Here is an 11,818-nt window from a genome sequence, read left to right on the forward strand (position 1 = left end):
CTTAGGGGAGGGAGCCGCCTGCTGCCGTCGCGACGGCAGCAGGGAAGCGCTCCACCTGGGTGGGTTGCAGAACCGGGGGAGGCGTAGCGGCTTCTCCGGCGGCGAAGCGTGCAATCGGCTGGGGCAATTGATGGACCGGCGATGGCGGCGGTGGTGCGGGGACGGCCGTGTCCGCCTCCGCCTCTTGCGCCAGATAGTCGCGCACCACCGGATCGCTCATGCCATCGATCATGCCGTCGACGTCCAGCCCCGCCATATCCAAAGCACTGCGCCGTTCGGCCAGGCTGGGACCACAACCGGTACAGCGGATTTCGCTGGGACCGTGATCGGCCGGATTGAAGGCATAATCCGACGCGTCGTTGTCACCGGTCTCCGCATAGACGGCGCCCCCATCGCCGGGCAGGGCGGAGGATTGCGGGCTGGTGACATAGGCACCAAGGCCCAGCCCCATGACCGTCGCGGCGGCCAGTGTCATGCCCGATAGCATCCAATGATGCATGGTCCTGCCTTCCATCCTCTCGCGCGTCGCTGCCAGCCCTTCGGCGCACCGCATCCAGCCCACTGATCAATCATAACGCAGATGCAGATCGGTTGTTGCATGGGATAAAAGCCTTTGCTAATGGCCAGCGCCTACCAGATGCCGGTCCTGCCGGTTTCCCTTTGAATGTGCGGCCATGGCGGAATTGGTAGACGCGCAACGTTGAGGTCGTTGTGGGCGAAAGCCCGTGGAAGTTCGAGTCTTCTTGGCCGCACCATTCACCTGCTGACACGCAGGATCAGTCAAAATTAATCAGCCCCCGTCCCCGCAAGGGTCGGGATCGTCGCGCGCGGGTGCAAGGGCTTGCGGGATCGTGGTCCGACCGCCTATCTGGCGCAGGTGCGCGGGATTGCCCCGCCTGACGATGAAAGGATGCCGCCATGTCCCCCATAGATTGGGACCAGCCAGCCACCATGATCGACCTGGACGGCAAAGCGCCGCTGATCGGCACGATTCGCCAGTGCGCGCAGCATTTCGCGATTTTCAAGGCCGAAGCCAAGGCGCAGGCGCGGGTGCTGCTGACCCAGCCAGTCCATCGGGAGGGCCGCCGGACGCGCACCTGGCTGCTGGAGCCGGATGAAATCGCGCAACTGGTTGAACGCCTGCGCGCGGAAGGCTGATCGATCCGACTTTAAGGATGAGCAGCCTGCGCCGTAACAGCCGGATATTTCCCTGTCCTACAACAAACCATATGGGATAAATGATTCGCCTCGTTCCACCCAGGGAGGCGCAGCATGGATATCCATACGCTCATCGACGAAGTCATCGCCCGCGAAGGGGGCTATAGCGACCATCCTGCCGATCGCGGCGGGGCAACCAACTGGGGGATAACCCGCGCGGTGGCGCGGGACTATGGCTATGTCGGGGATATGCGGGCGCTGCCGCGCGCCACGGCGGTGGCGATCTACCGGCGGCTTTACTGGGATCAGCCGGGCTATGCCTTTGTCGCAGAAATCGCGCCTTCCATTGCGGCTGAACTGTTCGACACCGGCGTCAACATGGGCGTCGCCACCGCGACCGGCTTTCTCCAGCGCGCGCTCAATGCGCTTAACCGCAACCAGCGCGATTATTCTGACCTGACGCTCGATCGGGCGATCGGCGCGCGGACGCTCTCGGCGTTGCGCGCCTTCCGGGCGTTGCGGGGCAAGGCGGGTGAGGCGGTACTCTTGAAGGCGATCGAGGCGATGCAGGGCGAACGCTATATCGCGCTGGCCGAAAACCGTCCGGCCAATGAAACGTTCCTCTACGGCTGGCTGGCCAACCGGATCGGTTAGACGGCGGTGAATTCGTGCAGAATTCTCCACCCCGGGAACAGTGTGAACTTCGCCCGAAATTGCCCTTTCAGTCAGGATATACACCCCATGACAACCGACACCACAGCCACCGATCCCTGGGCCACCCGCGCCCGGCCTGCCTTTCTCTACGTCATCTATGCGCTGCTGCTCTGGTCGCTGCCGATGGGGCTGATCGCGGGCTGGCGGCCCGACATTGCGGCGGCGATTACGGCAGGGATGCGTGACTATCTCAACGCCCTGCCCGAACCGCTCTATGCGCTGTTTGGCACCGGCTATCTGGGCTACACCGCCGCGCGCGCCTGGGGCAAGGCGAAGGGGGCTGAACGGTAGCGCTTACGTCGTCACGCCGCAGGCCGCCCCCACTACATCGCCATCTTCCTTGACGAAGGGGGTAGGCAGCGGATGGGGCAGCAGGTCCAGTACCGCTTCGGATGGACGGCACAGCCGCACCCCCTTGGGCGAGACCACCAGCGGGCGGTTGATCAGGATCGGGTGCGCCATCATCGCGTCGATCAGCGCCGCGTCGGAAAGGCTCTCGTCGGCCAGGCCCAGTTCGCCAAAGGGCGTCCCCTTCTGCCGCAACAGGGCGCGGGGCGTGATGCCGGCGCGGGCTATGAGATGTTCCAGCAACGCCCGTGACGGAGGCGTCTGGAGATATTCCACGACATGCGGCTCGATCCCGGCATGGCGGATGATCGCCAGCGTGTTGCGCGACGTGCCGCAGGCGGGGTTGTGATAGATGATGATGTCGGTGGCGAAGGATATGTCCTTTGCGTCAGCAACAGGGGGTGAGTTCGGCGATCAGCGGGGCGCAGACATCTGCGTTGCCGCCACAGCAATCCTTGAGCAGGAACAAGGTCAGCGCGCCCAGCACGTCAAGGTCTGCTCGATAATGGACCGACCGGCTATGCCGCTCCGACTGCACGAGGCCCGCGCGGGACAGGATGGCCAGATGGGAGGACATGGTATTTTGCGGCACCCCTACCAGCCGGGCAATCTCGCCAGCGGGCAGGCCGTCGGGTTCATGGCGCACGAGCAGCCGAAAACTGTCGAGCCGCGTGGATTGGGCAAGGGCGGCCAAAGCGGCGATGGCAGGCTCATTTTCCATATATCCAGATTAATGGATATATTGGGTGAAGCAAGCGGATATGCGAAATCAGGCATGATGGAGGAAAAAAAACGCAAATGAGAGGGGCCGCCGGGTCGAAGCCCGACGGCCCATCATGTGCATGGTCAGCGGCCGGAAGTGCCGCCCAGGGGAAACGAAGGTCGCGCTATCTTCTCCACATGGAGACGGCCTGTATGTCGGCGCGCTTTATCTCGCGATGTGGAGGAAGATCGACGGTGATGCGTCGCTCAGCGGCGCGTTCCCCGAATGGACTTGACCGACCCCATTGCTGAACCATGAGACATCGGATCACCTCCTTTCGCTATGTTGAAGCCCGTTATGACCGACTTCGACTGCGTCATCGTGCGGCCACGGGATGGAATGTGAATCAGACGCGCGGCATGATCAAGACTTGTATTATTCTTTTTTTGAATCATACTTTCGCGTCCGCAAGTCGGATCCGCGTCGCTATCCGCGACAATCCTCGATCACCCGCGCAATTTCTGGCCAGGCTGGAACGATCAGCGGCTCCAATCCGGCCGCCTCGACCGCGAATTTGCCCCGGCTATAGGCGATCTGATCCAGCGCCGTGTCGGCAGCAGCGCGGATCGCGACGGTCTGCGGTACGGACGCAGCGGCGGTCGCAGGCCAGCTGGTCGCGCCATAGCTGGTCCGCAGCGTCATGGCACCTTGGCCCGCGCCGGTACGGATGATGCTGATCCGTCGCACGGCCCGGTCGCAGCGTATCGTCAGTTTCGTGTCGGCGGCAGTCGGACCGAACCGGGCAACCGACATGGCCGCGTCGGATTGCCAGCGCCAGTCGCCCGGCGCAGCGGGGCGATCCTGCCATTCGCTGGCCAGCGGTGCGGCGGGGCTGGCGGACTGCGCGGGCGCCGGGGTTGGCGTCGGTCGGGGCGCAGGGGTCGGCGCTGGACCGGCCTGGCGTGGTGCAGGTCCGACGCAGGAGCCAAGCAGGATGAGGAAAGGCGCGGCGAAGGCAAGGGGCTGGATAAGGCGCATCCTGCCTCCATGCCCAAGCATGGCGGGCGGCTCAACCGGAAAAGGGTGAGTAGAAGGCATGGCGGGCTAAGGTCGCGATGCGGCGCTGCCGATATTGACACCGCGCGCCCGAATCGCTAGGGCGCGGACATCCCGACACGCTGGTGAGCGGCAGTGCTTCGCGCACTGGCCGTCTTTTTTGCGTCCGGGGGTATACATCGGTTGCGCATCCACGCCAAGGACCGCGCAGCCCTGACGCTTTGAGATGGGGTGACGCCAATCGCCCCGTGGAGCAGGAGATTTATTGACCATGGCACGTATTGCGGGTGTTAACATCCCGACCAACAAGCGCGTAATCATCGCGCTCACCTACATTCACGGCATCGGCCGCAAGACCGCCGTCGACATCGCCACGAAGCTGGGCATCGACCACAGCCGTCGTGTGCAGGACCTGTCGGACGCCGAAGTGCTCCAGATACGTGAAACGATCGACGCCGACCTGACCGTCGAGGGTGATCTTCGCCGCAACACCGCGATGAACATCAAGCGCCTGATGGATCTGGCCTGCTATCGCGGCCTGCGTCATCGCAAGGGGCTGCCGGTTCGTGGCCAGCGCACGCACACCAATGCCCGTACCCGCAAGGGCAAGGCCAAGGCGATCGCCGGTAAGAAGAAGTAAGCGCCAGAGGGCGGGGCTAACAGCTTCGCTCTCCCGACTTCTTTTTTCAGTATTTCGAGTAGGATAGAGCAAAATGGCACGCGAACCCCAGCGCATTAAGCGCCGTGAGCGCAAGAACATCTCGGCGGGCGTGGCACATGTCAACGCCAGCTTCAACAACACCATGGTGACCATCACCGACGCCCAGGGCAACGCGATTTCCTGGTCCTCGGCCGGCATGATGGGCTTCAAGGGCAGCCGCAAATCGACCCCCTACGCCGCTCAGGTGTGTGCGGAAGATGCCGGTCGCAAAGCCGCCGAACATGGCGTCCGCACCCTGGAAGTCGAAGTCAAGGGTCCGGGTTCGGGTCGTGAATCGGCCCTGCGCGCCCTTCAGGCCGTGGGTTTCCACATCACCTCCATCCGCGACGTGACGCCGATCCCGCATAACGGTGTGCGTCCGTCCAAGCGCCGCCGCGTCTAAACACGGCTGAGCGATATGGCGGGCGGCGGACGCGCCGCCCGTTACCCGTCTGCATCGGCCGCAACGTCCTGTCGGGTCCAGGATCATAAGCGTTTCGGCCACATCCCCAGGGGAATTACATGACTGTCAACATGAAGAACTGGCAGGAATTGAAGAAGCCCAACGCGCTGGAAATCAAGCCAACCAGCGACGGCAAGCGCAAGGCGACCTTCGTTGCCGAGCCACTAGAGCGCGGCTTCGGCCTGACGCTTGGCAACGCGCTACGCCGGGTTCTTCTTTCCTCGCTTCAGGGCGCGGCGGTCACCTCGATCAAGATCGAGAACGTCCTGCATGAATTCTCGTCGCTCGCCGGCGTGCGTGAAGATGTCACCGACATCGTCCTCAACATCAAGCAGGTCGCGCTGCGGATGGAAGGCGATGGTCCCAAGCGGCTCCAGCTGTCGGCCACCGGCCCGGCTGTGGTCAAGGCTGGCGACATCAGCGTTGTTGGCGACATCGAAGTGATGAACCCGGACCTGGTGATCTGTCACCTCGATCAGGGCGCAACGCTGAACATGGAACTGACCGCTGACGTCGGCAAGGGCTATGTCCCCGCCGTCGCCAACCGTCCGGCAGACGCGCCCATCGGCCTCATTCCGATCGACGCGCTCTACTCGCCGGTGCGTCAGGTTGCCTATAAGGTGGACAATACCCGCGTCGGCCAGGAACTGGACTATGACAAGCTGTCGCTGACCGTCGAAACCGACGGCACCGTCACGCCGGAAGACGCGGTCGCATTTGCCGCGCGCATCCTGCAGGACCAGCTCCAGCTGTTCGTCCATTTCGAGGACGCGCTGCCCACCGCCGCGCCGTCGCAGGGCGGCCATGCGGTCGCATCGGCATCGGAAGGCGAAAGCGACACCAACCAGATCAATCGCTACCTCCTCAAGAAGGTGGACGAGCTGGAACTGTCGGTCCGCAGCGCCAACTGCCTCAAGAACGACAACATCATCTATATCGGCGATCTGGTCCAAAAGACCGAAGCCGAGATGCTGCGCACCCCCAATTTCGGCCGCAAGTCGCTGAACGAAATCAAGGAAGTGCTGTCGTCCATGGGTCTGCGCCTGGGCATGGACATCCCCGGCTGGCCGCCTGAGAATATCGAGGAAATGGCCAAGAAGCTCGAACAAGAGCTGCTGGGGTAAGTCGGAGCGAGCCGCGCAGCGCAGCAGCGCGGCGGTTCGCAACGCGAACGCGCACGACCGGCCAGCGGCGCATAGCGCCGACTGACGTCACGGGATTTACTCCCGTGACGGTTGCCGGGAGACAGAATGGGTGTCGGCGGTGGCCCTATATCACCGCCTGGTCTGGGCTACCTGAAACGGGCCCTTAACGAACGAAGGAATGAAATATGCGTCATAGAATGGGTCAACGTCGTCTTCAGCGCGCCACCGGCCATCGCGTCGCCCTGCTGCGCAACCTCGCCGCCTCGCTGATCAAGCATGAGCAGATCCTGACCACCACGCCCAAGGCGAAGGAACTGCGTCCCTATGTCGAAAAGCTGATCACGCTGGCTAAGAAGGGTGGCCTGTCCAACCGTCGCCTGGCCGACGCCCGGCTGAAGGACGATGCGCAGCTGGCCAAGCTGTTTGAAGTCCTGGCCGAGCGCTACAAGGATCGCAACGGCGGCTATACCCGCGTGATCAAGGCCGGTATCCGCGCATCGGACGCCGCACCGATCGCGATCATCGAACTGGTCGACCGCGACGTCAGCGCCAAGGGTCAGGACAGCGGCCCGGTGCAGAGCGCCGACGAGGATGAATACGAAGCTGCCTGATTGGTGCGGTCCTCCCCGCGAGGACTGGATGCTTTACCGACAGGCCGTGGCTCTTTAGGAGCCACGGCCTGTTCTGTTTGATAAAAGAGAATGAAAGAGGATGCGCGTTACGGCTCGCCTGTTCCTGCTGCCGCTGTTGTTGGCGGCCAGCCCGGTCGTTGCGGGGCCGGAGGTGGCTGCCATCGACGCGGCCGGGCAGGGCTTGCGCTATCCGGCGGCCAGGCGTCTCGACCTGATTGAGGATCATTTCGGCGTGAAGGTCGCCGATCCCTATCGCTGGCTGGAAAATGACCTGCGCGCGGATCCTGCTGTACAGGACTGGGTCGCTCAGGAAAATGCGCTGACCCGCCGCTATATCGACGGACTGCCGGGCCGCACGGCGCTCAAGGCGCGGATGCAGGCATTGCTCTCGCATGGCCGTTATACCGTGCCGCGCAAGGCGGGCGGGCGCTATTTTTACGGCTATAACAAGGGGTTGCAGAACCAGACCCCACTTTATATGCGCGAAGGGCTGGACGGCCCGCAGCGGTTGCTGATCGACCCCAATGAATGGGCGAAGGACGGCGCGAGCGCGCTGGCCGAGTGGACCCCGTCCCCAAACGGCCGCTATCTTGCCTTTGCGGTGCAGGAGGCCGGCAGCGACTGGCGCACGCTTCGGCTGCTGGACGTGGATACCGGCCGGGTGCTCGATGACCGGATCGATTGGGTCAAATTCTCGACCATGGCCTGGGATGGGCGTGGGGAGGGCTTCTTCTATTCCCGCTATCCCGCGCCGCAGGGGGATATGGCATTTCGGTCGGCCAATGAGGACCAGCAGCTTTTCTATCATCGCGTCGGCACAGCGCAGGCGCAGGACCAGCTCATCTATGCCACGCCAGATCGCCCGAAACTGAGCCATACCGCGCAGGTTACCAATGACGGGCGCTGGCTCATCATCAACTCCTTCCAGGGGATCGACTCGCGCCGCGAAATTCACGTCGCTCCGCTCGACGGTGGGCCAGTCACGCCCCGCCGTCTGGTCAAGGGACCGACGCAGGACTGGCGGCTGATCGGCAGTCGGGGGGCGACTCTTTATTTCATCACCGACGATCATGCCCCAGGGTCGCGCGTGGTGACGCTGGACGCAGCAAATCCCAGGCGCAAGCCGCAACCGGTGGTAGCAGAGCGTCCAGAGACGCTGGCGGGCGGTTCGCTGGTCGGCAACCGCCTGATCCTGGCCTATATGAACCAGGCTGAAACCATCGCCGAACTGGTCGAGCTGGATGGGCGCAAAGTTGGCGACGTGCCCTTGCCCGGCATGGGGACGGCAGCGGGCTTTGGCGGGCGCGATGGCGATCCGGAGACATTTTTCAGCTTTTCGGGCTTTACCACCCCGTCCAGCATCTACCGCTTTGATACCTCGACCCTGCAAAGCCAATTGTTCGCGCAGCCCGAACTGCCTTTCAATCCCGACGAATACGGGGTGGAGCAGATCAGCTATCTGTCCAGGGATGGCACCCGCGTGCCGATGACGGTCATCCGCAAGAAAGCGCTGGCTGACCGGGCGATCGCGGCACCGACGATCCTTTACGGCTATGGCGGCTTCAACATCAGCCTGACGCCGGGCTATTCGGCGACGCGGCTGGCCTGGCTGGAACAGGGCGGGGTCTATGCCATCGCCAATCTGCGCGGCGGCGGCGAGTTCGGCAAGGCGTGGCATGACGCCGGACGTGGCCCCAACAAGCAGAATGTGTTCGACGATTTCATCGCGGCGGCCGAATATCTCAAGGCCAATGGCTATAGCACCCCCGATGGTCTGGCGATCGAGGGCCGCTCCAATGGCGGCCTGCTCGTCGGTGCCGTGGTCAACCAGCGGCCCGACCTGTTCGCCGCCGCCCTGCCTGCCGTCGGGGTCATGGACATGCTGCGCTTTGATCGTTTCACCGCCGGACGCTATTGGGTCGACGATTATGGATCGCCGGGCCGGGCCGAGGATTTTCCGCTGTTGTACGGCTATTCGCCCTATCACAACATCCTGTCCGGCAAGGATTATCCCGCGATCCTCGTCACCACCGCCGACACCGACGACCGGGTCGTTCCTGCCCACAGCTTCAAATATGCCGCCGCCCTGCAGGCCGCGAATGTGGGGAGCCGACCCCGGCTGCTGCGCGTCGAAACGCGCGCGGGCCATGGCGCCGGCAAGCCGATCGACAAGCTGATCGACGAATATGCCGACAGCTATGCCTTTCTGGCGTCCTTCACGGGTTTGCAGATCAAGGCGGATCCGCAATAGTCGTTCAGCCGTGCGACAGCCGGACGTGGATAGAGACCGTTTGACCGCAGGAGGAACAGGCATGGGCAAGTCGCGCTGGATGACAGGATCGCTGGTTGGGCTTGCACTGCTGGTTAGCAGTATCACCCCGGCGCAGGCGCGCCCGCGCTATGATCGCGGCCATGATCGTGGCTGGGGCCATCATCATCGTGATCGCGGCAATGGCTTCGGCTTTGGCGATGCCGTGGGTGTAGTCGCGCTGATCGGCGCGGTGGCGATCGTCGCTTCCTCCATGTCGAAGGACAAGAAGGCCGCGCGCAATAGTGACGGAACCGCACCCCCGCCCGCTAGCGGGACCGATTATGGTGCCGATGTCAGAAGCGACGATGATTTTTCCGATGTTGCCGCGACACATGGCGATCAGGACCAGATGACCGACGCCTGCGCGGTCGCCGCGCGCGATGAGGCGCAGGGTCAGAATGGCGGCTATGCCGAGGTACGGCGCATGGACGAACCGCGTGCCGCACAGGACGGCTATAATATTGACGGTGAGGTCGAATCCCGCGCCAGTTATCGCGCCGCAACCGGCACGACCCGCCGCTTCACCTGCACGATCAAGGACGGCCGTGTCGCCCAGGTCTATCTGAGCCGTGATGTCGTAATGCGCTGAGGCCGCAGCGATGCGCCGTCACCCACCGTCGCGCCATGTCCTGGCTTTTGGCCTGGCGGCGCTGGCAGGGATGGTCGATGCTTTGGGGCTACTCAAGCTGGGCGGGCTGTTCGTGTCCTTCATGAGCGGCAATTCGACCCGGATGGCGGTCGGCATCGCGACCCAGCCCGCGCTGGCATGGGCCGCAATTGGGCTGATCGGGGCATTTGTCGGCGGGGTATTTGCCGGTGCATTGCTGGCGCGGGCGGCCGGGCGGTGGCGCAAACAGGCGGTGCTGGGACTGGTGCTGGCGCTGTTGACCATGGCCGCAGCGCTGGCCGGATCGGCCGGGGATGGCCTCACCTTGCTGATGGCGGCGGCGATGGGCGCGGTGAACAATGTATTCCAGCGCGATGGCGAAGTGAGCATAGGCGTCACCTATATGACCGGTGCGCTGGTGAAGTTGGGGCAGGCACTGGCCAGCACAGTGACCGGCGGACCGCTTCTTGGCTGGGTGCCTCATTTGCTGCTCTGGCTGGGTCTGGTTGCGGGCGCAGTGGCGGGCGCTCTGCTGTTTGGACGGATGGACCTTGGCGCCTTGTGGGTCGCGTGCGGCTGGTGCGTGTTGCTGTTGCTGTGGAGCGCCTGGCTGGGGCCGCTGCCGCGCCCTGATCGCTTGGCATGATCATGCTTGCGCTCTAGGCGGTTGCCTATGCCCGCCACCATCCTGCCCCGCCGCAACGCGGCCATTGCCTTCATCCTGGTGACGGCACTGCTCGACGTCATGTCGATGGGGATCATCATCCCGGTGCTGCCGCAACTCATCCAATCGCTGTCCGGCTCCAGCAGCGCGGCGGGCCTGTGGAACGGCGTATTCGTGGCGCTGTGGGCGGGGATGCAGTTCATCTGCTCGCCGATCATCGGGTCCTTGTCCGACCGTTTCGGGCGGCGGCCCGTTATCCTCGTGTCGGTCTGCGGCCTCGCGCTCGACTATGTGCTGATGGCGGTGGCACCCAATTTATGGTGGCTGGCGCTGGGGCGGATATTGGCGGGGGTTACGTCATCCAGTTTCACCTCGGTCTTTGCCTATATGGCCGACATCACCCGGCCCGAAGAGCGCGCGCGCGGCTATGGCCTGATTGGTGCCGCGTTCAGCGGCGGCTTCGTCGCCGGGCCGTTGCTGGGCGGCATATTGGGCGAGATTTCGTTGCGCGCTCCCTTCTGGGCAGCGGCGAGCCTGTCGGGGCTGGCCTTTCTCTATGGCCTGATCGTCCTGCCCGAATCCTTGCCGCGCAAAAAGCGGATGGCCTTTTCATGGGCGCGGGCCAATCCGTTCGGCGCGCTGACGCTGCTGCGGTCCCACCCGGAACTGTCGAGCCTGGCGATCGTCAATTTCCTGCTCTATTTCGCCCATCACCTCTTCTCCGCCGTGTTCGTCCTCTACGCCGGGGATCGTTATGGCTGGGGGGCTTGGCAGGTCGGCAGCCTGCTCGCCATGGTCGGACTGCTTGACATGATGGTGCAGGGTCTGCTGGTCGGGCCGGTGGTGAAGCGGTTGGGCGATCGGACCACGATGGTGACGGGTCTGGCCTTTGGCGCAGTCGGCATCGCCTGCATGGGCCTGGCACCGACCGGCTGGTTATTCGTCGCGGCCATGCTGCCCAATGCCTTATGGGGGCTGGCGATGCCGACGATCCAGTCGCTGATGACGCGGCGCGTGTCCGAATCCGAACAGGGCCAGTTGCAGGGTGCCAACAACAGCGTTGGCAGCATTGCAGGGATTGTGTCGCCACTCTTTTTCGGTGGCGTCTATGCGCTGTCGGTCGGCGGCAATCCGACATTGCCCTTCATCGGCAGCGCTTTCCTGATGGCGGCGGGCGTGCTGGCTGGCGCGGCGATTTTGGGCTGGGCGGCCGGGCGCGGACTGGAGGCCGACACGGCATAGGTCGCGAAAACTGGACATACGGGCAAGGGGCGACTAACCGGACGCGAATCCCTTCCCTCGGTCACATAAAGGCGA

15 protein-coding genes and 1 tRNA gene are annotated in these 11,818 nt (G+C 63.8%); 12 read left to right on the top strand and 4 right to left on the bottom strand.

Annotation, left to right across the window (positions count from 1 at the left end; all coding sequences use genetic code 11):
* Window position 1: 1 nt before the first annotated feature.
* Entirely contained in the window at window positions 2–475 is a 474-nt protein-coding gene (locus tag EBBID32_RS21895; RefSeq protein WP_231382284.1) for a hypothetical protein, read from the bottom strand.
* A gap of 193 nt (window positions 476–668) precedes the next feature.
* Here EBBID32_RS21895 and EBBID32_RS21900 point away from each other — a divergent pair.
* From EBBID32_RS21900 to EBBID32_RS21915, 4 genes are all read left to right on the top strand, one after another.
* A tRNA-Leu gene (locus tag EBBID32_RS21900) sits at window positions 669–755 on the top strand.
* A 163-nt stretch (window positions 756–918) separates the two neighbouring features.
* On the top strand, window positions 919–1,158 hold the full coding sequence (locus EBBID32_RS21905; RefSeq protein ID WP_006967364.1) for a hypothetical protein: 240 nt from the start codon (window positions 919–921) through the stop codon (window positions 1,156–1,158).
* Between the two features lie 114 nt (window positions 1,159–1,272).
* A complete protein-coding gene (locus EBBID32_RS21910) occupies window positions 1,273–1,812 on the top strand; it encodes a glycoside hydrolase family 108 protein (protein WP_006967366.1) in 540 nt (179 codons plus the stop codon).
* Window positions 1,813–1,899: 87 nt separating this feature from the next.
* Window positions 1,900–2,163, top strand: coding sequence for a 3TM-type holin (locus tag EBBID32_RS21915; RefSeq protein ID WP_006967367.1), 264 nt, complete (start codon window positions 1,900–1,902; stop codon window positions 2,161–2,163).
* Window positions 2,164–2,166: 3 nt separating this feature from the next.
* Here EBBID32_RS21915 and arsC read toward each other — a convergent pair whose 3' ends face one another.
* From arsC to EBBID32_RS21930, 3 genes are all read right to left on the bottom strand, one after another.
* Complete coding sequence (arsC, locus tag EBBID32_RS21920; protein WP_037492446.1) at window positions 2,167–2,598, bottom strand: arsenate reductase (glutaredoxin); 432 nt, start codon at window positions 2,596–2,598, stop codon at window positions 2,167–2,169.
* 10 nt (window positions 2,599–2,608) lie between these two features.
* Complete coding sequence (locus tag EBBID32_RS21925; RefSeq protein WP_006967369.1) at window positions 2,609–2,941, bottom strand: ArsR/SmtB family transcription factor; 333 nt, start codon at window positions 2,939–2,941, stop codon at window positions 2,609–2,611.
* 468 nt (window positions 2,942–3,409) lie between these two features.
* Window positions 3,410–3,961 carry a hypothetical protein gene (locus tag EBBID32_RS21930; RefSeq protein ID WP_006967372.1) on the bottom strand — a complete coding sequence of 184 codons (552 nt, stop codon included), beginning with the start codon at window positions 3,959–3,961 and terminating at the stop codon, window positions 3,410–3,412.
* Window positions 3,962–4,250: 289 nt separating this feature from the next.
* Here EBBID32_RS21930 and rpsM point away from each other — a divergent pair, with 289 nt between their 5' ends.
* From rpsM to EBBID32_RS21970, 8 genes are all read left to right on the top strand, one after another.
* Window positions 4,251–4,619 carry a 30S ribosomal protein S13 gene (gene rpsM / locus EBBID32_RS21935; RefSeq protein ID WP_006967373.1) on the top strand — a complete coding sequence of 123 codons (369 nt, stop codon included), beginning with the start codon at window positions 4,251–4,253 and terminating at the stop codon, window positions 4,617–4,619.
* A 73-nt stretch (window positions 4,620–4,692) separates the two neighbouring features.
* Window positions 4,693–5,082: a 30S ribosomal protein S11 gene (gene rpsK / locus EBBID32_RS21940; RefSeq protein ID WP_004208752.1), complete on the top strand. Its 390-nt coding sequence runs from the start codon at window positions 4,693–4,695 to the stop codon at window positions 5,080–5,082.
* Window positions 5,083–5,201: 119 nt separating this feature from the next.
* Window positions 5,202–6,266: a DNA-directed RNA polymerase subunit alpha gene (locus tag EBBID32_RS21945; RefSeq protein WP_006967377.1), complete on the top strand. Its 1,065-nt coding sequence runs from the start codon at window positions 5,202–5,204 to the stop codon at window positions 6,264–6,266.
* Window positions 6,267–6,472: 206 nt separating this feature from the next.
* Window positions 6,473–6,898 carry a 50S ribosomal protein L17 gene (rplQ, locus tag EBBID32_RS21950; protein WP_006967378.1) on the top strand — a complete coding sequence of 142 codons (426 nt, stop codon included), beginning with the start codon at window positions 6,473–6,475 and terminating at the stop codon, window positions 6,896–6,898.
* A gap of 100 nt (window positions 6,899–6,998) precedes the next feature.
* Window positions 6,999–9,170, top strand: coding sequence for a prolyl oligopeptidase family serine peptidase (locus EBBID32_RS21955; RefSeq protein ID WP_006967379.1), 2,172 nt, complete (start codon window positions 6,999–7,001; stop codon window positions 9,168–9,170).
* Window positions 9,171–9,231: 61 nt separating this feature from the next.
* The gene (locus EBBID32_RS21960; protein WP_006967381.1) at window positions 9,232–9,819 is read left to right on the top strand and encodes a hypothetical protein; all 588 of its coding nucleotides are present in this window, start codon (window positions 9,232–9,234) and stop codon (window positions 9,817–9,819) included.
* A gap of 10 nt (window positions 9,820–9,829) precedes the next feature.
* Complete coding sequence (locus tag EBBID32_RS21965; protein ID WP_006967382.1) at window positions 9,830–10,483, top strand: YoaK family protein; 654 nt, start codon at window positions 9,830–9,832, stop codon at window positions 10,481–10,483.
* A 27-nt stretch (window positions 10,484–10,510) separates the two neighbouring features.
* A complete protein-coding gene (locus tag EBBID32_RS21970) occupies window positions 10,511–11,743 on the top strand; it encodes a TCR/Tet family MFS transporter (RefSeq protein ID WP_006967384.1) in 1,233 nt (410 codons plus the stop codon).
* Window positions 11,744–11,818: the final 75 nt, after the last annotated feature.

This window comes from Sphingobium indicum BiD32, from assembly GCF_000382885.1.
Classification (GTDB): domain Bacteria; phylum Pseudomonadota; class Alphaproteobacteria; order Sphingomonadales; family Sphingomonadaceae; genus Sphingobium; species Sphingobium japonicum_C.